The organism is Bacillus sp. AFS077874, assembly GCF_002566505.1.
Classification (GTDB): domain Bacteria; phylum Bacillota; class Bacilli; order Bacillales; family Bacillaceae_G; genus Gottfriedia.
This window is the reverse complement of record NZ_NUYF01000001.1, coordinates 35,980-57,002: the sequence shown is the minus strand read 5'-3', so window position 1 is coordinate 57,002 and position 21,023 is coordinate 35,980. Positions and strand designations below refer to the sequence as shown.

At 32.6% G+C, this 21,023-nt stretch carries 17 protein-coding genes; 13 read left to right on the top strand and 4 right to left on the bottom strand.

Annotated elements, in window-relative coordinates; translation table 11 throughout:
- Positions 1-321: 321 nt before the first annotated feature.
- From COJ46_RS00260 to COJ46_RS00235, 6 genes are all read left to right on the top strand, one after another.
- The gene (locus COJ46_RS00260) at positions 322-2,700 is read left to right on the top strand and encodes an immune inhibitor A domain-containing protein (RefSeq protein ID WP_097978272.1); all 2,379 of its coding nucleotides are present in this window, start codon (positions 322-324) and stop codon (positions 2,698-2,700) included.
- A gap of 209 nt (positions 2,701-2,909) precedes the next feature.
- The gene (locus COJ46_RS00255; protein ID WP_098565573.1) at positions 2,910-3,974 is read left to right on the top strand and encodes a DUF871 domain-containing protein; all 1,065 of its coding nucleotides are present in this window, start codon (positions 2,910-2,912) and stop codon (positions 3,972-3,974) included.
- A 157-nt stretch (positions 3,975-4,131) separates the two neighbouring features.
- Entirely contained in the window at positions 4,132-4,740 is a 609-nt protein-coding gene (locus tag COJ46_RS00250; RefSeq protein ID WP_097978274.1) for a methyltransferase domain-containing protein, read from the top strand.
- Positions 4,741-4,831: 91 nt separating this feature from the next.
- A complete protein-coding gene (locus tag COJ46_RS00245) occupies positions 4,832-5,923 on the top strand; it encodes a threonine aldolase family protein (RefSeq protein WP_286145479.1) in 1,092 nt (363 codons plus the stop codon).
- A 57-nt stretch (positions 5,924-5,980) separates the two neighbouring features.
- Complete coding sequence (locus COJ46_RS00240; protein ID WP_097978276.1) at positions 5,981-6,379, top strand: VOC family protein; 399 nt, start codon at positions 5,981-5,983, stop codon at positions 6,377-6,379.
- A 173-nt stretch (positions 6,380-6,552) separates the two neighbouring features.
- Complete coding sequence (locus tag COJ46_RS00235) at positions 6,553-8,775, top strand: glycoside hydrolase family 65 protein (protein WP_098565571.1); 2,223 nt, start codon at positions 6,553-6,555, stop codon at positions 8,773-8,775.
- Positions 8,776-8,836: 61 nt separating this feature from the next.
- Here COJ46_RS00235 and gloA2 read toward each other — a convergent pair whose 3' ends face one another.
- Both gloA2 and COJ46_RS00225 read right to left on the bottom strand, forming a co-directional pair.
- Positions 8,837-9,223, bottom strand: a complete 387-nt coding sequence (gene gloA2, locus COJ46_RS00230) for an SMU1112c/YaeR family gloxylase I-like metalloprotein (protein WP_097978278.1) — start codon at positions 9,221-9,223, stop codon at positions 8,837-8,839.
- 195 nt (positions 9,224-9,418) lie between these two features.
- The gene (locus tag COJ46_RS00225; RefSeq protein WP_056468254.1) at positions 9,419-9,637 is read right to left on the bottom strand and encodes a hypothetical protein; all 219 of its coding nucleotides are present in this window, start codon (positions 9,635-9,637) and stop codon (positions 9,419-9,421) included.
- A 223-nt stretch (positions 9,638-9,860) separates the two neighbouring features.
- Here COJ46_RS00225 and COJ46_RS00220 point away from each other — a divergent pair, with 223 nt between their 5' ends.
- Together COJ46_RS00220 and COJ46_RS00215 are read left to right on the top strand one after the other, a co-directional pair.
- The gene (locus COJ46_RS00220; protein ID WP_097978279.1) at positions 9,861-10,895 is read left to right on the top strand and encodes a DUF3048 domain-containing protein; all 1,035 of its coding nucleotides are present in this window, start codon (positions 9,861-9,863) and stop codon (positions 10,893-10,895) included.
- Positions 10,896-11,081: 186 nt separating this feature from the next.
- Entirely contained in the window at positions 11,082-11,942 is an 861-nt protein-coding gene (locus tag COJ46_RS00215) for a pentapeptide repeat-containing protein (RefSeq protein WP_098565570.1), read from the top strand.
- 789 nt (positions 11,943-12,731) lie between these two features.
- On the opposite strand, the gene COJ46_RS00210 is transcribed toward COJ46_RS00215, so the two are convergent.
- Entirely contained in the window at positions 12,732-13,577 is an 846-nt protein-coding gene (locus COJ46_RS00210; RefSeq protein ID WP_141437825.1) for an FtsW/RodA/SpoVE family cell cycle protein, read from the bottom strand.
- 31 nt (positions 13,578-13,608) lie between these two features.
- The gene (gene pdxR, locus COJ46_RS00205) at positions 13,609-15,042 is read right to left on the bottom strand and encodes a MocR-like pyridoxine biosynthesis transcription factor PdxR (protein ID WP_097978282.1); all 1,434 of its coding nucleotides are present in this window, start codon (positions 15,040-15,042) and stop codon (positions 13,609-13,611) included.
- A gap of 138 nt (positions 15,043-15,180) precedes the next feature.
- On the opposite strand from pdxR, the gene COJ46_RS00200 reads away from it, so the two are divergent.
- The 5 genes from COJ46_RS00200 (at position 15,181) to COJ46_RS00180 (ending at position 21,017) form a co-directional block, all read left to right on the top strand.
- Complete coding sequence (locus tag COJ46_RS00200) at positions 15,181-16,110, top strand: DMT family transporter (protein WP_097978283.1); 930 nt, start codon at positions 15,181-15,183, stop codon at positions 16,108-16,110.
- 493 nt (positions 16,111-16,603) lie between these two features.
- Complete coding sequence (locus COJ46_RS00195) at positions 16,604-18,001, top strand: DEAD/DEAH box helicase (protein WP_098565569.1); 1,398 nt, start codon at positions 16,604-16,606, stop codon at positions 17,999-18,001.
- Positions 18,002-18,106: 105 nt separating this feature from the next.
- Entirely contained in the window at positions 18,107-19,063 is a 957-nt protein-coding gene (gene glsA / locus COJ46_RS00190) for a glutaminase A (RefSeq protein ID WP_097978315.1), read from the top strand.
- 605 nt (positions 19,064-19,668) lie between these two features.
- Positions 19,669-20,418, top strand: a complete 750-nt coding sequence (locus COJ46_RS00185; protein ID WP_097978314.1) for a sulfite exporter TauE/SafE family protein — start codon at positions 19,669-19,671, stop codon at positions 20,416-20,418.
- A gap of 107 nt (positions 20,419-20,525) precedes the next feature.
- Positions 20,526-21,017 carry a DinB family protein gene (locus COJ46_RS00180; protein ID WP_097978313.1) on the top strand — a complete coding sequence of 164 codons (492 nt, stop codon included), beginning with the start codon at positions 20,526-20,528 and terminating at the stop codon, positions 21,015-21,017.
- Positions 21,018-21,023: the final 6 nt, after the last annotated feature.

Below are 21,023 nucleotides of genomic sequence, written 5' to 3'. Positions count from 1 at the left end.
ATTTGAAAATGGAAATTAACATTAAATAGTTACAATTACATGTATTATTTTTCATTTTTTATTTTAATACAATTTTAATAATTCTAAAGTTCTAGTTATAAAAACTAGATAAAAAGATTAATACAAGACTAAAGATAGATGTTGTAAAAAAGCAAGTTATAAAAATTGACGAAACTCGACGTGCTTTTATGTGATAAAGTAAATTTTTTGTAAAAATATTGCGAATTTTGTAAGTATTTGATGAATAAAACCCTCTATAATCCTTAGAATTTTTAGAATATTATTAAAATGTACTTTGAAAATTATTAAGGGGGGCTTATTTTGAACAAGTTTGTAGTAACTAGTTTTGCATCAGTAATGGTTGCCGGAACTTTATTTTCTGGAATTCCATTAAAAACAGCATCATCTGAAAGCTTAAGTAAAGTACATAGTGCATTAGCTAAGCATTCAAAAAGTACTTTAGATTTATCGTTAGTTAATGACGAAAAGTTATTAGATGCATTAATTAAACGTGGTGTGGTTTCTGCTAATGCTTCAGAAGCACAGAAACAAGCTGCATTACAAAGTTATTTAGCGGTTAAAGGTCAATCGGATCAAGTAACAGAAAAAGATCCAATTGCAAGCAAAGTAAAAAAAGCAGATGCTGCTAAACACGGAGAATTTAAAGACTTCAATAATGGCCTATTACACGGAAACGGTAAGAAAAATGGTCAATTAAAAGGTACTCCTGATCCAGTTCAAGAGTCAGCTTCACCAGGAATTCAAAAGAAGGGTAAACTTCTAACATTAATGGTAGAGTTTTCTGATTTTTCTCATAACAATATTAAGAAGAATGAAACAGACAACTGGTACCCAGATTTTACTCAACAACATTATGAAGATATGATTTTTGGTAAAAATGGTGTGAAAGGTCCAAACGGAGAAACGTTCCTTTCACAAAAACAATATTATGAACAACAATCTGGTGGAACTTATACAGTTGATGGTAAAGCATTTGGCTGGTTAAAAGTACCAGGAACTGCAGCATATTACGGAAAAGATTCTAAAACTGGACATGATAACGTAACACCAGGTGGATCAAAACAATTAGTAATTGATGCTTATGCTGCTGCAAAAGCTGCAGGAGTTCCTTTACAAGATTACGATTTAGAAGATCCACATGATTTAGATGGAGACGGTAACTACTGGGAGCCAGATGGTTTAGTTGATCACCTTCAAATCATCCACTCAGGTATGGGACAAGAAGCTGGCGGTGGATCACTAGGAGACAACGCAATTTGGTCTCATCGTTCTGCTAAATTCGTTGACCCAGATGGTCTTGGAAAAGGTTTACCTGGTTTCTATGACTACACAATGATGCCAGAAGATGGTGCAACAGGCGTATTTGCACACGAATATGGACATGATTTAGGTTTACCAGATGAGTACGATACAATTTACTCTGGTGCTGGTGAAGCTGTTGAATATTGGTCAATCATGTCAGCTGGTTCTTGGGCAGGTAAGGTTCCGGGAACAGAGCCAACAGGTTTCTCTCCTTGGGCAAAATCATATTTCCAATCAACATTAGGTGGAAAATGGACTAACCCAACTGTTGTCAATTGGGAAGATGTATCTACTAAAGGTACTCAATTCTTATTAGATCAAGCAAATTCACCACTTGGACAAAACAACCAAGCTGTTCAAGTGAATTTACCGAAAAAAGTTTTACCAGTCAATAAACCGGCTGCTGGCACATATGAATATTGGGGTGGACAAGCAGACGAAATGGATAACAGCATGGTTACTTCTGTAGATTTAACAGGAAAAGCTTTAGCAACATTAACGTTTGATGCTTGGTACGATATGGAAGAACAATGGGATTTCGCATTTGTTCAAGTTTCAACTGATAATGGTGCAACTTGGAAATCATTAGGTAACAGCCACACTAGAAGTGATGTTGTAGCTGAAGGATATCCAACAATCTTAAATTCAATGCCTGGTTTCACTGGAAAATCAAATGGATGGGAAGCACAAAGCTTTGATTTATCAGCATATAAAGGCCAAAAAATTCAGCTTCGCTTACGTTCTGCAACTGACTGGGGTACTTCAAATATTGGATTCTTTGCTGATAACATTAAAGTAGTAGCAGATGGTGCAACAATTGTTGATGATGGTGCTGAAAATGCAACTTCTCCATTCACATTAAAAGGTTTTTCAAAATTCGATGGAAACAAATATGCAAATCATTACTACTTATTAGAATGGCGTAATCATAAAGGTGCTGACGAAGGTTTAGCTCATATTAAACGCGGAAACTCTCTATTAAGCTATGATGGTGGTTTAGTAGTATGGTATGTTGATGATAGCTTTACAGAAAACTGGACAGGTATTCACCCAGGTGATGGTTTCTTAGGTGTTGTTGATGCTCACGATGATACAAACTTATTATGGAACTATGGCGCTGAAGCATCTTCTCGTTTCCATGTAGCGGATGCAGCATTCGGATTAAATCCGACATCAGGTTATGACATTTCTTATGCAACTGGAGAAGCATTTACATCTCCAAGTCAAGAAGGTGTCTCTTTATTTAACGATAGCAAAGACTACAATAATGCATTCTTACCAGATGCTGGTCGTAACATCGGACACTATGGTTTAAAAGTTCGTGTTAATGGTCAATCTACTGACAAATCAGTTGGATCAATCGTAGTGTATAAATAATAATGAACTGAAGAAAGGCAACTTAATGTTGTCTTTCTTTTTTTGTTTTTAAATGATTAATAGGAAACCATTAGATAGACTAAAAATATATTACTTTTATACGAAATATAATTTCATGTATTTGAATCGCTATATTGACATTTTATTTCGAAAGTTTAAAATGATAACCAAATAGTATAAATCTAATAGTAGGAAGAAGGAAAGAGACTATGCTAGGTATATCAATCTATTTATCTGAAAAAAATATTGAGAAGAATAAAAAATATATCGAAATAGCAAAACAAAATGGATTTCATTCAATTTTTACATCGTTACACATACCAGAAGATGACCCTTCAACTTATAAATCACTTCTTCAACTACTTGGAACATGGGCATTTGAAAATGAAATGGAGCTTATGGCAGATATTTCAGCAAAATCACTTACACATTTAGGGTTAGATTACTCAAATGTGGGTGAATTACAAAATTGGGGTGTTACTGGTTTAAGAGTAGATTACGGATTAAATGAAAAACAAATAGCAGATCTTTCTAAAAAAATGAAGATTGCACTTAATGCAAGTACACTCTCGCCTGCATTTTTAGACGAATTGCTTAAATATGGATTACAAACTAAAAATGTAGAAGCTTGGCATAATTTTTATCCCCGTCCAGAAACTGGATTAGCAACCACTTATTTAATCGAAAAAAACAAATGGCTAAAAAGCTTTGGAATTTCAACAATGGCATTTATTCCTGGAAATGATGAAATGAGGGGACCACTTTTTAAAGGACTACCAACTTTAGAAAAACATCGTGGAATTAACCCTCTGCTAGCTTACTTAGACTTAACTCAAAACTGTTACATTGATAAAGTTTTAGTTGGTGATATTAGTATAAAAATAGAAACGATGGAAGCTCTTTCAAAAACGGAGGACTATATGGAATTAAGATATAAACCATATTCACAAGATGAAGAAATCCTTTCCATTGTAGAGCAAGTTCATACGAATCGAGAAGATCCCGCACGCGACGTTATTCGATCAATGGAGTCTAGACTATATGGAAGCTTTGGTAAGAATAGTTTAAAGCCAGTAAATACAATTACTCGCTCAGTTGGATCTGTGACAATTGATAATGAATTATATGGCAGATATGGAGGTGAGCTACAAATTATGCTTACTAATCTACCCAGCGATGAGAAAGTAAATGTAATAGGAATGATTATTGAAGACGATCTATCATTATTACAATATATTGGAGCGGGTAAGAAGTTTAAGTTAAAGCGTGTCTAAATAACACGTTTCAGTCTGAAAATCAATTTTTTAGAACTTTGTCTACAAAAAAAGCGTGTTTAAATAACACGCTTCTTTTTGTAAGGTTAGACTGAACTATTTAGAAACGGTATGATAAAGATACTTACAAAATATTAGTTCGAATGGTCGTGGAAAAATGGACGATAAGTATTATGATAACCTATTGAATATAAAAACAGAGGGAGAGCAAAAAGGATTTAACGAATCTTTTCATTATCATCGATATGAGCCAACACCTTATAGCGCTTTACAACAACTATTTAAACAATACATACTTTCCAGCAATGACCGAATAGTTGATTTTGGGTGCGGTAAAGGAAGATTAAATTTCTATATAAATAGCTTGTTTAATGCTACTGTTGTTGGGATTGAAATGAGTGAAAAATATTATAATGAAGCGATTGAAAATAAAAAGAATTACATAAAAAAAACAAAGATAAGTGAAGACAAGATCCTGTTTTATTGCTGCTTGGCTGAAGATTATCAAATTAATCCATTAGATAATTATTTCTATTTTTTTAATCCATTTTCAATCCAAATTTTTATGAATATCATAAATAATATTTTAATTTCAGTTGAGCAATCAAAAAGAAATGTTGAAATTATTTTGTATTATAGTTCTGATGATTATATTTATTTTTTAGAAAACCAGACTGCCTTTGAATTAAAACAAGAGATCCTATTAGCAGATGCTTATAATAAAAATCAAAATGAGAGATTTTTAGTCTATCGATTAACTTACTAAGTTTATAAGATTCAAGGATTTATTGGTCGTTATGGAGAATTTTTTTAAGTGGGATAACAGTAAACTAAATAGTCGAAAGGAAGAGTTCAATTTGAATAACATTAATCCTTTTATAGAATCATTTAAAAATACAAACCAACAATTAGCAGGTAATGGATTTAGAAATATCCAAGTACTAAAGGATGCATTAAACGAATTCAATGGTAGTGAAGAAAGCGATCTTTATGGAGCAGGGAATTTTATTGAAGATTTTCAAGAAAAAATGGCAGAGTTTTTAGGTAAGGAATCAGCAGTGTTTTTTCCAAGCGGTACGATGGCGCAGCAAATCGCATTAAGAATTTGGTGTGATCAAAAAGGAATTAATAAAGTTGCTTATCATCCTTTATCACATTTAGAAATTCATGAAGAAGATGGTTTGAAAAAACTACATGATATACAGCCTATTTTACTAGCAGATAAAAGTCGTGTTATTGAGTTAGAGGATGTTTTAGCAATGGATGAGGAAATCTCTTGTTTATTACTAGAATTACCACAACGAGAAATTGGTGGACAACTACCTTCATATGAAACACTAGAATCAATTTCTTCATACTGCCGTGAAAAGGGAATTAAATTGCATTTAGATGGTGCTAGATTAATGGAAATTCTCCCATACTATAAGAAGAAAGCTTCTGAATTATGTAGCTTATTTGATAGTGTTTATATGTCATTTTATAAAGGCATTGGAGGAGTAGCAGGAGCGATTCTTGCGGGTAACCGAGATTTTATCGACGAATCAAAAGTTTGGAAAAGAAGACATGGAGGAGATTTAATTAGTCTTTATCCTTACATAATAAGTGCAAATTATTATTTTGATCAAAGAGCAAATAAGATGGGGCAATACTATGAAGATGCAGTAGAGTTAGCCAAATTTTTTAATAGTTGCCAAGCAATCAATACTGTCCCAACTATTCCCGTTTCGAATATGTTTCATGTCCATTTTAATGCTCCGATCGAAAAGGTTAAAAACATACTTCAATCGATTCATGAAGAAACAAAAATTGGTATTACCGGTAACTTAAGACCAGTTAATGAGGAAGTTTGTTATTGTGAGATTAGTATTGGAGATTTATATTCAACAATTTCTAAAGCGAATCTACACAGTATTTTTAACAATTTAAACGAAGAAATGAAATCACTATAAACCAAAATTGTTTAAGCAATGAATTTTTAATATAAATGAAAAAGGGAGTTGACTTAAATGCAAAAAATTACAACGTTTTTAATGTTTGAAGGACAAGCAGAAGAAGCATTGAATTTTTATATGTCACTATTTAACAATTCAGAAGTTGTGAATATTTCGCGTTATGGTGCAGATATGGGTGAGTTTGAAGGGAAAGTAATCCATGCTACTTTCACATTAAACGGCCAACAATTTATGTGCATTGATAGTACCGTTAAACATAAATTTACGTTTACACCAGCTGTTTCATTATATGTGACTTGTGAAACTAATGAAGAAATTGAAAATGCATACAAACAATTAAGTCAAGATGGTGAAGTATTAATGCCTTTGCAATCATATCCATTCAGTGAAAAGTTTGTATGGGTCAATGATAAATATGGTGTATCTTGGCAATTAACTCTCGCAAAAAGTTAATAAAGAACTGTAAGAAAAAATCGTGTTGGAAACAATGACACGATTTTTTTTAGTGTCAGTAATCTTATTTTTTAACAAAACAGCCACTATTTTTATAATATCAAGTTTAAAATAAGAAGATTTATTGCAAACTTTTACTATATGAATTTTTATAAAGGTGAGAATTTAACTATATGAATGAAGTAAATATGATTACTGAAAAAGAATTTGATGAGCAATTAATTAATAAATATGCAAGTTTAATGGCATTAGGTAATGGTTACATAGGTTTGAGATCTTGTCATGAAGAAGACTATGAAGGACAAACTAGGGGGATGTATATAGCAGGTATCTATAATCAATTATCTCCGAGTCAAACGACAAAGATTGTGAATCTTCCAGATCTAATTGGAATGGAAATTGAAATAAATGGTGATATTTTTTCGAATGCAACTGGTCAATTTACATTTTATGATCGAAAATTAAATATGCTGACCGGCGAATTAATAAGAGAGGTAATTTGGAAGAATAAAGATGGAAATCGATTCCACTTTTTGTTTCAGCGTTTTATTTCAAAGGATGATTTACATTTACTTGCATCAAAGATTACTGTCACAGCTTTAGATTGTAATGCCAAGATTAAAATAAAAACAGGTATTAATGCTGAGTGTGTCAGTCAACAAAAGAATGAACTTACAGAAGAATTAGTAAGAATAATGGATAATAGAATAATGCATGGTGTTTATCAAACTACTGAGACTAAACATAAAATTGCGATCGCAACATGCTGTGTAACTCCTGATGAGAGTGAAGTTTCATATTTTACGTTAAATAATCAGCTTCTAGCCTCAATTACACAAGATCTCGTAGTAGATCGAACGGTTGAGTTTTCAAAAATTAGCTCAGTTTATACCTCTAATGATATGTTACGAGAAGATCCTTCTGCAGCTTGTGTTAATACTGTACAGAAATTTTTATCAGAGGGTTATGATAATTTGAGAAATAGTACGACTATCAAATGGCAGGATTTTTGGAAGCAAAAAAGAGTAGTCATAACCTCAAAGGATCAAGCAGATCAGTTAGCTCTTGATTTTTCTTTGTACCACATAGAAGCAATGACTCCTGGACATGATGATCGATTGAGTATAGGCGCAAGGGGGTTAACTGGCGAGGGCAATAATGGTTTGATATTTTGGGATACAGAAATGTTTATTGCACCGTTTCACTTATTTACTGAACCAGATATTGCTAAAAGATTACTAAGATATCGCTATCATCATATTAAAGAAGCAAAAGTAAATGCCTATCAATCAGGTTATGAGGGTACTTTATTTCCTTGGGCAAGTGCTTTTTCCGGAAAAGAAGAAACACAAAAAGGTTCAGCGAATAATACAAAACCCGAGATTGTGCAAAGCTCAAATTTAGCAAAATCAAGTGAACATATTGTAGCTGACATTGCATTTGCTGTCGTACAATATTATGAAAATACACTAGATGAAAGTTTTATGGCCAATGATGGACTTGAGCTACTCAAAGAAACTGCACGCTTTTGGGTGAGTAGGACAACTGATAAAAATGGTGATTTAATCATTAAAAATGTCATCGGTCCAGACGAATACACAGATCAAGTAGATAATAATGCCTATACGAATTACATGGCTTTTTATAATGTGCAGAATGCGTTAAATTATATGGGAAAATACAATGATCCTGATGCAGAATTAAAGCAAAAATGTACTGATTTTTTAAAACGATTATATTTACCAAGCCAAAATGATGAAAATGTCATCCCACAAGATGATACATTTTTAAGTAAACCCGAGATTGATTTAACTGAATATAGACAATCCATTGCAAGTCGGGAAATTCTATTAGATTATTCCCTAAAAGAACTTTATGAATTACAAGTGTTAAAACAAGCTGATGTTGTCATGTTGCTCTATCTTTTCCCGGATTTGTTCTCAACGGAAATCGCTAAAAAGAATTTAGAATACTACGAAGAGCGTACTGTTCATGATTCTCCAATAAGTAAAGCAATTCATGCAATTGTTGCTGCAAGATGTGACTATCAAGAAGAGTCTTACCAATTATTTCAAGAAGGATGTTTAATCGATTTAGGACCGAATCCAAAATCATCAGATGATGGAATTCATGCTGCGCCTATGGGAGCAAATTGGCTAGTAGCAATCTTTGGCTTTGCAAATATCTCCATGGACATAAATCGTTTAAAAATTGATCCAAAATTACCTTCAAATTGGGATAAAATGATTTTTCCTTTCCTATGGCAAGGAGCAAGACTTGAAATAACAATTGCCAAAAAATCGATAACAATCACAAAGGAATACGGTCCACCAGTATCATTAGAAATTAATGGTGAAACTTATAATTTAACAGATAAAATAAAGGTTTCTCTTTAAGAAGATAAAAAGGAAAAAACAAAACACAATCTTTCATTGAGATTGTGTTTTGTTTTTAAATCTACTCTTCATACAATTCTAATGGTAAACCATCAGGATCCTGGAAAAATGTAAATCTTTTATTTGTTAACTCGTCAATTCGAATTGGTTCTACAAAGACAGCATTTTGTTTTAAGTATTGAATACTTTCTTCTATATTAGACACAGTAAATGCTAAATGGCGTAACCCAACTGCTTCTGGATTTGTACGTCGTTTCGGTGGATTAGGAAAAGAAAATAGCTCAATTTGTCCATTTTCTCCAATACTTAAGTCCAATTTATAAGAGTCTCGCTCCTCACGATAGGTTTCCTTAATTACCTTACATCCTAATAAATTTATGTAAAAATGCTTAGATAATTCATAATTTGAACAAATAATAGCGACATGATGGATATTCTTAATTTCCATATTAAAACTCCTTATTACTTTGATTTACTAAAACTTTTCCTAGTTTATCATGATTAGTCCAGTTTGAAAAAAGAATACATTCCATTTAGACAGTATAGTTCATAGTTTTAAGTGGAAAAATGAATTGTGAAACTGTAAAACTGGGAAAAATTCAAAAAAAATAATGGGAATAATCTCCCATTAAGTTTTAGAAATTTATCTTCTTCTTTTTTTATCATCTTTTGCTAAAACCTGTACTTTCTTTATAACTTCTAGTTCTACAATTACATGCACATGTTTATCATTTATTTGATTAACACTTAATACTTTACCTTTTCGACCTTTAATGGAAATAGTATCTCCTTCAGAGGGGACATTTTTGAGTAGTTGGTTTAATAGTTCAACGTTTTTCTCGATATAATGAACTACAATCATATAGCTTCAACTCCTCTAATCATTCTTATCTTTATACAATATTTAAGGTTAAATAAAATAAGAACAAATTTAAGCTGATTATTTAACAATACAAGTTCATATATTAAGGAAGAACTCCAAATAGAAGACTGTTATATTATTTTTTGGAAAATTCAAACAAATACTTTCTATTTTATAAGTTATTTAATACAATTTAAGAAAATAACAGATTGTGAGGGAGCCAATGCATAAGAAAATTTTATCAATAATTGTGATAAGTATGCTTCTAGTAGGATGTAAGCATGGCGAAAAGTCTGTAAAAACAGTTAAAAATGATGATAAAAAACCTTCGAATGAACATGTAATTGATAAAGGAGAAATTGATACGATTTATGCTCCTTTAAGTGGATTACCAATAAGTCAGGCTAGTGAACAGAGACCTGTTGCAGTTATGGTTAATAATTATTATTTAGCTAGACCTCAAAGTGGATTAAGTAATGCTGATGTTGTTTATGAAATTTTAGCAGAAGGAGATATTACAAGATTTCTAGCTATTTTTCAAAGCAATATTCCCGAGAAAATTGGTCCTGTAAGAAGTGCGAGAGATTATTACATCAATTTGGCAAACGGTTATCATGCATTATTTATATGTCACGGAAATAGTCCTAAAGCGAAACAAATGATGGATTCAGGGATGATCGATGCATTAAACGGACTGATCTACGACGGTACGTTATTTAAAAGAGACAAAACGAGAAAAGCACCTCACAATTCTTATATTTTGAAAGAAGGTATTGAAAAAGGAGTTGCTCAAAGGCATTATTCTTATTCAGAAAAAGTTACTCCATTAGATTTTACGCAGAAAGACTTAGTATTTGATAATTCTTGGAAAAATGCTGGTGAAGTATTTATAAAATACTCTCATGATGCAAGAAATAATGTGACTTACAATTATTCGAATTCAACTAAACAATTTCAGCGAGTTCAAAATGGAATTGTAGCAAAGGATGCTTTGAACGGGAAAGAGCTTCAAATTAAAAATATTTTAGTCGTAGAAGCTACTCATAAAATTATTGATAGCTATGGTCGCCGTTCAATTGATCTCGAACATGGAGGAAAAGGATATTATATTGTTGATGGAAAGTATATGAATATACAATGGAAGAATGTAGATGGCCGAATCATTCCGTTTACACTTGATGGAACTGAAATAAAACTTTCACCAGGTCAAACTTGGATTAACTTCGTTCCATTTTTAAAAGATGTAACAATTAAATAAAGTACATTAAAGCAGATAATTTTATATAATTATCTGTTTTTTATTGCTAAAGGATGAAAAGTAACACCGCCTAATGAATGTTGAAAGTTACACTTAATAAGCTGAACTACGTTTGACCAAAAAAAATTACGATGGTACGATAAAAATTATTATTCATTTATATATGGTGGGTAGGGGGCGCAGGAAGTGGCTAGTAAAATTGAAAATATAAGATTAGTAAATGAGCGTTATAAAAATCTAAAAGCGGACTGTGAGAGTTGCTTTGGTCTATGTTGTGTTGCATTACCTTTTGCTGCCTCGGCTGATTTTGCTAATGATAAAATTGCAGGCAAACCTTGCCATAATTTAAAATCAGACTTTCGTTGCGGAGTTCACAAGAATTTAAGAGAGTTAGGTTTCAAAGGCTGTACTGTTTTTGATTGCTTTGGAGCGGGACAAAAAGTATCTCAAGTAACCTTTAATGGAAAAGACTGGCGACAACATCCAGAATTGGCTAATGAGATGTATGAAGTATTTCCAATTATGAAGCAACTGCATGAAATGCTTTGGTATTTAAATGAAAGTTTGACGATTAGTGCTGCAAGTGAGATTCATAATGAAATAAAAACAGTTTTAGAAGAAACTGAAAAATTAACACTTATGGACCCTAAACTAATACAAAACTTAGATATCACAGTCCACCGTGCAGAAGTTAACTCTTTACTTATACGTGTTAGTGAGCAAGCAAGGACTGTGGCTTTGAAAAAATTTAAAAACAATAAAAAACGTCAAAAAGCTACCGGTAGAGCTATAGACTTTATTGGTGCTAAGTTAAAGGATGCGAATTTTATCGGAGCTAACTTAAGAGGAGCCTATCTAATTGCCGCTGATTTAAAGGGAGCCGATTTAAGAGGTGCTGATCTAATCGGTGCAGACTTACGAGATGCTAATCTGAGTGGTGCGGACCTTACAGGAAGTATTTTTCTTACTCAAGCTCAAATTAACTCAGCAAAGGGAGATTATCACACTAGAATACCAGAAACACTTAAAAGACCATCTCATTGGTGAGAAAAATAAAAATGGACCATTTTGATGGTTCATTTTTTTTAACGTGTGGAAATAAAAACAGAGGAAATATTAAAATAACTTCCTCGTGACGGGTTCATGAGTAAATAAAACAGCAGAAATATAAAAAGAACTTCCTCATGACGGGTTCATGAGGAAGTAAAACAGCAGAAATATAAAAAGAACATCCTCATGAGGGATTCATGAGGAAGTAAAACAGCAAAAAACAGAAAAGAACTTCCTCATGACGGATTCATGAGGAAGTAAAACAGCAAAAAACAGAAAAGAACATCCTCATGACGGGTTCATGAGGAAGTAAAACAACAAAAACCTGAAAAGAACATTCTCATAACGGGTTCATGAGGAAGTAAAACAACAAAAACCTGAAAAGAACTTCCTCATAACGGGTTCATGAGGAAGTAAAACAGCAAAAACCTGAAAAGAACTTTCTCATGACAGGCTCATTAGGAATTAAAAACAGCCCAACCGCATTTTTTCAGAGTGTTGAAATATAAAATGGTCAAAAGGGAAAACGGACATTAAATTGAACATTTATTTAATTATGAAATTATTATTTTTGGACGATCTATTAATGGTTTTAATTGTTAATATGTTTTAGTAATTTCATGATTCCAATAATCACTAGTAATGATTTTTTTCAGAAGTTAAATATATTATGAGCTAATTTTTAGAAAAATAAATTGAGTTGATTAGTTTAATTAAAGTTCGATATTAGTTGACCTAAAGCTGACTAATACTCAACAGCTTGAAAAAATGAGCCATTTTAATGGTTCATTTTTTATTATATACATACCAAGAAATAGCAATTAAGTAACCGATAAAAGGTGATGTTCCATAACCCATAATCGGTACTGGGAAGTTTCCATAAAAGCTTGAAAGAATACTAATTAAAAAATAGATACCCAAACTAAATGATAATGGTTTTGCACTGTTAGGCGGAAATAAGAAAAATGGCATTAATAAAATTAAAAGTGAAATTATCGCTAAGACTAGCCATCCGATTCCCATTTCCTTTACTAAACTTAAAATGTCCTCTACATAAGGAACTGGGGCAAGTTGGTCTAAGTGAGACCAGCTAAAGATAATTAAAAGTATAAAAACAATTAATAGGAGTATTTGAACACTTTTATTCTTTATAATATTTAGTAATAGAAATGAGATGGCGAACGTAAAAGCTGTTAGTTGAGATGCATCTGGTTGAAAAAGTAATAATACTGTAAAGATTAATGCAAAACCAAAAGTAAGCCAAAATGGTTTTGATTTCATTAAGCTTGATAGTTGAATTAATAATAACGGAACTAAAACTAAAGCGATATTAAATCTTAATGGACCAATTGCTATCCAGCGGTGTACACCGTGTAATCCATTGTCCAAAAAGGTAAGTAAAAATAATATGAGTATGCATGTAATGACAATGATATTTGTCTTTTTCTTTGCGGTTCTCTTATCTCTAAATAGTACTAAAAAGGAGATGATTCCTCCTACAATAGCAATTAAAATATTTTGAGCGTAAATGGACGGGGAAACTTGGTTATCGATCATGGCAAGTACTCCGATTATCATTGCTGGCATGGTTATGACGAGTGGTAATAAGTTTATTTTTTTGAAAGTAAGCATCTTGTTCTATATGGCCTTCCTTTAAAAAGTTTTATATTTGTTTAATTATATTGCGTAGTTTCTCTAACCCCTCGGCTAAATCATTTTCGCTAACTAGTGAGTAACTAATCCGAAATGAAGAGGTATCTGTATTATTGTTAAAACAAGCTACACCAGGTAAGAATGAGATATGTTCATGATTGGCTTTTCTTAATAAATTAAAAATATCTAGATTGGATTTATTAAATGTAAGCCACAAATTAAAGCCGCCATCAGGGATCCGAAAATTTAATTGATCATTAAGAGATGAAAGTATTTCAACACTTTTATCACGCCGAATTTGTAGTGCAATTCGTAGTTTTTCAACGTGACTTCGCATTCGATCTGTTCGTAGAAATGGTAAAATCGCTTTTTGTGTTAGCAAAGGGCTACCGACATCCATTGAAGCTTTAACCGCAAGTAGCCATTCCAGAACTGGTCCATTTGCCAGCATCGCAGCAATTCTAACTCCGGGTGCTAAAGTTTTACTAAATCCTTTAATGTAGATGACGTGGTCTGATTGATCATAATATTTAATTGGGTAATATTGAAATGTTTTTTCGAAATAAATATCACTAAATGAATCGTCTTCAAGAATAAAAAAATGATACTGTTGTGCTAGTTCAATTAATTCTTTTCTACGACTATTACTCATTGAGATTCCAGTTGGGTTTTGAAAGGTAGGGTTAACATAAATTAATTTTGGTGTAAATTTAATGCACATATCTTCAATTAAGTCTGATCGAATTCCCTCTTCATCCATCTCGACAGGTATTATATGAATCCCCTTATTGATAAAAATATCAAGTGCACCACCATAGCATGGACTCTCGACTATAATTGAATCCCCAGGTTTTAATAGTGCTTGTGCTACTAAGTCAATTCCTTGCTGAACCCCACTTGTAATAATTAGATTTTCAGCTTTAGATCGTATTTTTTGAAATTCATATAAATGTTTAATAATTTCCGTTCTTAATTCAATATCTCCTTGAACCGGTCCGTAGGTTGTTAATATTGAAGCATCATTTCTTAATAGTTTTTGCATTTCATCCGCTAAAAATTTATTAGGAAGCAGACGTGGATAGACAACTGCTTTTGAAAAATCATATTTTAACTGTTCTCTATTTATCAAATATTGGGATCGTACAATATTGATTCCTAAAGTCTGTTGCCAGTTATTACTTGGATCAACTTGTGCTGTTTTTTTTACTTTCTTACTAATAAATACTCCTTTACCTGGCATCACTGTGACATAGCCGTTTGTCTCTAACCATTTATAAGCCTTTCTAACGGTTAAAACGCTTATTGAAAGCTCCTCAGCCAGTATCCGTAAAGATGGTAATTTTTCGTTAGATAAAAGTAGACCACTTTGTATGCTACCTGCAATTTGAGTGCCTACTTGGAGATAAATCGGGACTGTTGATTTTTTATGGATTTGAATTTTCATAGATCACCACTAGTTTTTTAGTATTAAATTAATTAAAAAAAGATCAATCGTCAATGGAAAAAGAGCTAACTGTTATATGCTCTATTATACTGTTATACTCCGACTTTAATATAATACTTTTATCAAAGGGGTGATGAAATGATCATTATTAATTATATTTTTATTTGCATGATTTTCGGTACAACTTTTCTAGCAATAAAATTCGGAATTGAGTCAGGCGTTTCGCCATTATTTTCAGCCGGCATTCGATTTACATTAGCAGGACTGATTGTCATTTTATATTTCCTTTTTAAAGGGGTAAATGTGAAGAAATTTATTTTTTCAAAACGAATTATGTATATTGGATTCTGCTTAACTTTTATGACATTTTCAACATTGTATTGGGCTGAGCAGTATATAACATCAGGGTTAGCCGCAGTTTTGTCTGCAACTGGCCCAATGATGATTTTACTTTTCCAATTAAGGAGAAATAATAAGGGAATTGAGCGCAAACAACTAATAGCGTTATTAATGGCTTTTGCAGGTGTAATTTTTGTCTGTTTACCTGGGATAAGTCAGCATGTCTCTTACTTATGGGTTGCTGCTTGTATCGCAGTATTATTAGGAGAAGCTTTTTACGGATTTGGATCAATTTCCTCAAAAGAAATATTAACAGAATACAGTACTGTATCACCATTTTTAATCAATGCTTTTCAAATGTTATATGGTGGAATATTTCTACTATTAGTGTCGTTTTTATTAGAAAAACCAAAAATTGAAAGTTTAGGTTCTTGGGACGCCGTGTGGCCAATATTGTATCTTGTATTTATAGGTTCAATAGGGGGACATGGATTATACAGTTGGTTATTATCTAAAACGAACCCGGTCTTCCCCTCAACATGGCTTTATGTATCACCATTAATTGCAAGTGTCCTAGGTTATTTCGTAATGGACGAACCGATCAAACCAATTATGGCGATTGGTGGCATACTAATCTTATCCGGTGTATTCATTGCAAATTGGTCAACGTTTTCTATGTATAGAAAGCAAGGAAGACTTTTAAAAAAAGAAGTGAATATTTCAAAGTAATATCATTAATCTAAAACTAAAAAAATAAAGAAAATCCACATGGAAAATGAATTTATCCTGTGGATTTTCTTACTTTAATTAATTATGATTTTTGAACAAATGCCCATTTACCGTTTTTATTCATGCTGAAGAAAAATGATTTTGTCAATTATACAAGGATTCTTTATTGGTTGATTAATTCTTAAAGGGCATAGCAGAATTTAATTAAGTAAACTTTTTTTGAAGTGGAAATCAACTAACATATACTTTCTTAACAAAATATAGTAATATCTGGTCCCTAAATTTATATAAATTATTGATTATTTTACCAAGGAATTGTGAAAAATAACTTGATGCAGAAGAAATCTGATCGATTATACTTACACAGTTAAATAAGAATAATTTTAAAAGATTAATAAACGTTGTGATACAATGGATTAGTCATCTTTGAGTAAATATATGAAACAACCATTATTATTTATAATGATAGAAAATAGAAAGTAAGGTAAAATTAATGAATAAATTTTCTAGTTTAGGTTTAAGTGAGGAATTAACTGAGTATTTAACTGAATTAGGGATAACAGAGCCTACTCCGATTCAAGAGAAGGCAATTCCAATTGTATTTGAAGGTAAGGATTTAATAGGACAGGCGCAAACAGGAACTGGTAAAACATTTGCGTTCTTATTTCCAATCCTAGAAAGAATTAATTTAGAATTACCACATACACAAGCATTAGTCGTTGCTCCAACAAGAGAGTTGGCCCTTCAAATAACTGCTGAAGCTAAAAGGATTGTTAGTGAAGATTTTGGAGTACTTGCTGTGTACGGCGGACAAGATGTTGACCAACAAGCTCGTAAACTAAAAAGTGGTGCACATTTAATCATTGCAACACCTGGTAGACTTTTAGACCATTTAAGACGAGGAACAATAAAATTAGATAAAGTTGATTTCCTAGTGCTCGATGAAGCAGACCAAATGTTACATATTGGATTTTTACACGAGGTAGAAGATATTATCAATCAAACTCCTGTGTCGAGACAAACCTTATTATTTTCTGCTACAATGCCAGATCAAATCCAATCACTTGCAAAGCGTTACATGAAAAAGCCAGAAATAATTAAAGTAAAAGCTAAAAGAATTACACTAGATGAAATTGAACAATTAATTATTGAAACAACAGATCGCGGTAAATTTAATGCATTATTGAATCAAATCAAAGAAGCAGAGCCGTTTCTAGCAATTATTTTTTGCAGAACAAAAAGAAGAGCTAATAAATTAAATGAACAGCTTAAAGGAAAAGGTCTTTTATCTGAAGAATTACACGGAGATCTAACCCAAGGCAAGCGCGAAAAAGTTATGAAAATGTTCCGCGAAGCTAAAATACAATATCTTGTAGCAACAGATGTAGCAGCTAGAGGAATTGATGTCGAAGGTGTTACTCACGTATTCAACTACGATATACCATTGGATACAGAAAGCTATGTACATCGAATTGGAAGAACAGGACGTGCAGGAGATACTGGTATTGCGATAACATTTGCTACTCCAAAAGATTTTCAAGATATGAGAGTAATTGAAAAAGAGCTTAATCTTTCAATTAAGAGAATAGAAATGGAAAGAGGAGAAAGTTCAGGCAGAGCGGATCGAACAGAAAATGCAGGCAGAACAGAAAGATCGAGAAATGCAGGTAGAGCGGAAAGAACGGGTAATGCAGGCAGAACTGATAGAACAGGAAATGCCGGTAGAGTAGAAAGAACAGGAAATGCAGGCAGAGCAGAGAGAACGGGAAGTGCAAGCAGAGCAGATAGATCAAGAAATGCAGGTAGAGCGGAAAGAACAGGAAATACGGGAAATTCAAGAAGTACAGGGAAATCAAGAAATGAGGGCAGGTCTGGTAGGAGAAGTAGATAAGAAAAACGTGAAGAGTAGGTAGGGATTTAATTATTGTAGGCATACTCTTATAAAGTGATTTTGGGAATGGCTTTTCCCTTAAAAATAAAATAAACAGGTGATTTAATGACGCAGACTGGTTTTCGAGAGGAAAAAGAAGTTCACAACATGGAGGAATTGAAAGTCCTTATTGAAGAAGCAAAGGAGTTTATTCAGTATGGAAAAGTAGCCAATTATATTCCTGCTCTTGCAAAGGCAAATAAAAAGGATTTATCATTGGCTGTGTTTTTGCCTGATGGACGACATTTTGAAGCTGGTAATACGAGCATTCGTTTTACTTTGCAAAGTATTTCGAAGGTAATTTCGCTAGCTTTAGTTTTAATGGATCGTGGAGAAGATTTTGTATTTGAGCGAGTAGGGATGGAGCCTACAGGTGATCCGTTTAATTCAATTGCAAAATTAGAAGTTAGGTCTGCTGGAAAGCCGTTAAATCCAATGATTAATGCGGGGGCTTTGGCAGTTACAAGTATGATTAAAGGTCATAGTATAAATGATCGCTTTAATCGACTATTAAACTTTATGAGGGTTTTAACAGGTAATAAAGATCTTTCTTATTCGAAAGAAGTTGCTACATCTGAATTTGAAACAGCGCACTTGAACAGATCGCTTTGTTACTTTATGAAAGAGTATGGAATTATTACTGAAGATGTTGAATTGTTATTAGATTTATATACAAAACAATGTTCAATCGAAGTAAACTGTTTAGAAATGGCGAGAATTGGACTTATTTTCGCACTTGATGGTTGGGATCCAATTTCTAAAGCGCAGCTTATACCTGAAAAAGTAGCAAAGATTTGTAACACTTTTATGGTTACTTGTGGGATGTATAATGCATCGGGTGAGTTTGCGATTAAAGTTGGAATTCCTGCTAAAAGTGGTGTTTCTGGTGGTGTTATGGGTGCGGTACCTCGCCGATTTGGAATTGGTGTTTATGGACCGTCACTTGATGAAAAAGGAAATAGTATAGCTGGTATTAAATTATTAGAGTTACTGGCTTCACGATATAACTTGAGTATTTTTTAATATAGAGGGCTGTCCATAAGTCAGATTAATTGACGAGTGGGCAAGCCCTTTTTATGTTGAGGTGGGGTATCTTGTCAGTATTATTCATTTGTGATGAATTTTACTGCTACTCTTTATAGTAAACTAGCAAATTTTTTTCGTTTTTTATCAGATTAGAGAAAACTTAGAGCAATTTTGCTATTATTCCATATGAAATTAGCTACTTCAGTACAATTATTATGTTCTAATTCCTTTACCACTATAGTTATTTTTCTACCTTATTTGCGATTCTTGGGATTTTAATTGCAGTTCATCGTTTATTTGCATCAATTCTTCATTTAATTGCAGTTCGTCTTTTATCACACCAATTCTTCGTTTAATTGCAGTTCATCGTTTATTTGCACCAATTCTTCATTTAATTGCAGGTCGTCTTTTAGTGCTTTCTTAAAGTCAGTTTTACATTTTATCAAGTTCCTCACTTTAGTGATAAAGTCCCAACTCCCCTTTAATTTCTCTCCTTAGTCCTGCTATTCCATAATCATCCACATATAATGAGGTCTTTAGTTTCCCTTTTTTTGAATATTTTGTGTATAGTAAGGATAGACGCAAAAAAGGGAGATAGGAAAATGGACTCACTATTATTACTTTTTATTTTAGGAATCGGTGCAGCAGTAGTTGGAACATTAGCAGGTGGTGGAGGATTAATTACTCTCCCGATGATGATTTTTCTTGGCATTCCTATTCAAACGGGTATTGCCACAAATAAGTTTGCTTCAGGTTTAGGGTCGTTTAGTAGTATCCTTTACACAATTAAAAAGAAAGATTTTAAGGCCTCAGTCATTTTTCAATTTATATTCGTTTCGTTTATTGGTGGGGGAATTGGTGCATTTGTAACGAGTATGTTAGATGAACAGGTAATGAATATCGTGGCATTAGTTTTATTAACTGGTTCGTTATGGTTAACGTTTGCAAGTAAAAAGTGGAACTATGAAACTACGAATAAAAGTGGTGTTGAAAAGCAAACATTGTTAGATAGGGGTATCTTAACGGGGATTGGTGTTTATGACGGGGGCTTCGGTCCAGGTTCTTCAACATTTGCAATCTTGTATTTTATTAAAAAAGGATTTACTTATGTTAATGCAGTTCAGTTGGCTAGAGTATTAAATTTTGGGAGTTGTTTATCAGCATTTATCATATTTTATATGACAGGGCACTTCCAATGGAAAATTGCTGTGACGATGGCTGCTGCTTCAATTGTTGGTAATCAAGTAGGGTTAAGATTTGCAGAATTTGTTCCAATGAAGCTAGCCAGAATTCTATTAATTTCAGTTTCTGTTTTATTAATTGTTCAAGTAAGTTTAAAGTTATTTGTATAAACAAAAAGGTCTGTAGGTATATACAGGCCTTTATTTTTTTACTTAAAGGTAATTTTTACCTCTTAGTAGAATAGCTTAATTAATCAAAATTGTAAGAGGTGACTGTAGTGAATCTGAAGGAATATCAATGGGTAAAAGAAAATCGTGAGGCATTGTTAAATTTTTGTGGTGAATTAAAGCCAGAGGATTTTACTCGTAAATTAGACGGGTTTGGTTTCAAAAGTGTTAGAGAAACTTTACTACATATGGCTGAATGTTATATTGCATGGATTGGATCTTTTATATTATTGAAAACGAAAAAGCCAATTACGACGAAGGAAAACGTTGTAAATCTTAGTCTTGATGATATTAAATCAAGATTTGATCAAGCTGATTTATTCGTGAGTGAATTATTGGATATGACAGTTGACCGTTTGAATAAATCAATTGTTAGAAAGATTCCATGGAGAGAGCATAATGAAGAAATATCTATCACACCGATGAAATTGCTAGTACATACGATCACACATGAATATCATCATAAAGGACAAATTGTCGCGATGGCTCGACAGATGGGTTATATTCCACCTAATACCGATGTTTTAGGTACAGAGGATTAAGGGGGG

Excerpts from the sequence above, each read along its gene's own strand:
- COJ46_RS00200 (WP_097978283.1), top strand. The coding sequence starts at position 15,181 with ATGATCATTATTAATTATATTTTTATTTGCATGATTTTCGGTACAACT.
- COJ46_RS00240 (WP_097978276.1), top strand. The coding sequence starts at position 5,981 with ATGCAAAAAATTACAACGTTTTTAATGTTTGAAGGACAAGCAGAAGAA.
- COJ46_RS00185 (WP_097978314.1), top strand. The coding sequence starts at position 19,669 with ATGGACTCACTATTATTACTTTTTATTTTAGGAATCGGTGCAGCAGTA.
- COJ46_RS00195 (WP_098565569.1), top strand. The coding sequence starts at position 16,604 with ATGAATAAATTTTCTAGTTTAGGTTTAAGTGAGGAATTAACTGAGTAT.
- pdxR (WP_097978282.1), bottom strand. The coding sequence starts at position 15,042 with ATGAAAATTCAAATCCATAAAAAATCAACAGTCCCGATTTATCTCCAA.
- COJ46_RS00255 (WP_098565573.1), top strand. The coding sequence starts at position 2,910 with ATGCTAGGTATATCAATCTATTTATCTGAAAAAAATATTGAGAAGAAT.
- COJ46_RS00225 (WP_056468254.1), bottom strand. The coding sequence starts at position 9,637 with ATGATTGTAGTTCATTATATCGAGAAAAACGTTGAACTATTAAACCAA.
- COJ46_RS00210 (WP_141437825.1), bottom strand. The coding sequence starts at position 13,577 with ATGCTTACTTTCAAAAAAATAAACTTATTACCACTCGTCATAACCATG.
- COJ46_RS00235 (WP_098565571.1), top strand. The coding sequence starts at position 6,553 with ATGAATGAAGTAAATATGATTACTGAAAAAGAATTTGATGAGCAATTA.
- COJ46_RS00220 (WP_097978279.1), top strand. The coding sequence starts at position 9,861 with ATGCATAAGAAAATTTTATCAATAATTGTGATAAGTATGCTTCTAGTA.
- COJ46_RS00250 (WP_097978274.1), top strand. The coding sequence starts at position 4,132 with ATGGACGATAAGTATTATGATAACCTATTGAATATAAAAACAGAGGGA.
- glsA (WP_097978315.1), top strand. The coding sequence starts at position 18,107 with ATGACGCAGACTGGTTTTCGAGAGGAAAAAGAAGTTCACAACATGGAG.
- gloA2 (WP_097978278.1), bottom strand. The coding sequence starts at position 9,223 with ATGGAAATTAAGAATATCCATCATGTCGCTATTATTTGTTCAAATTAT.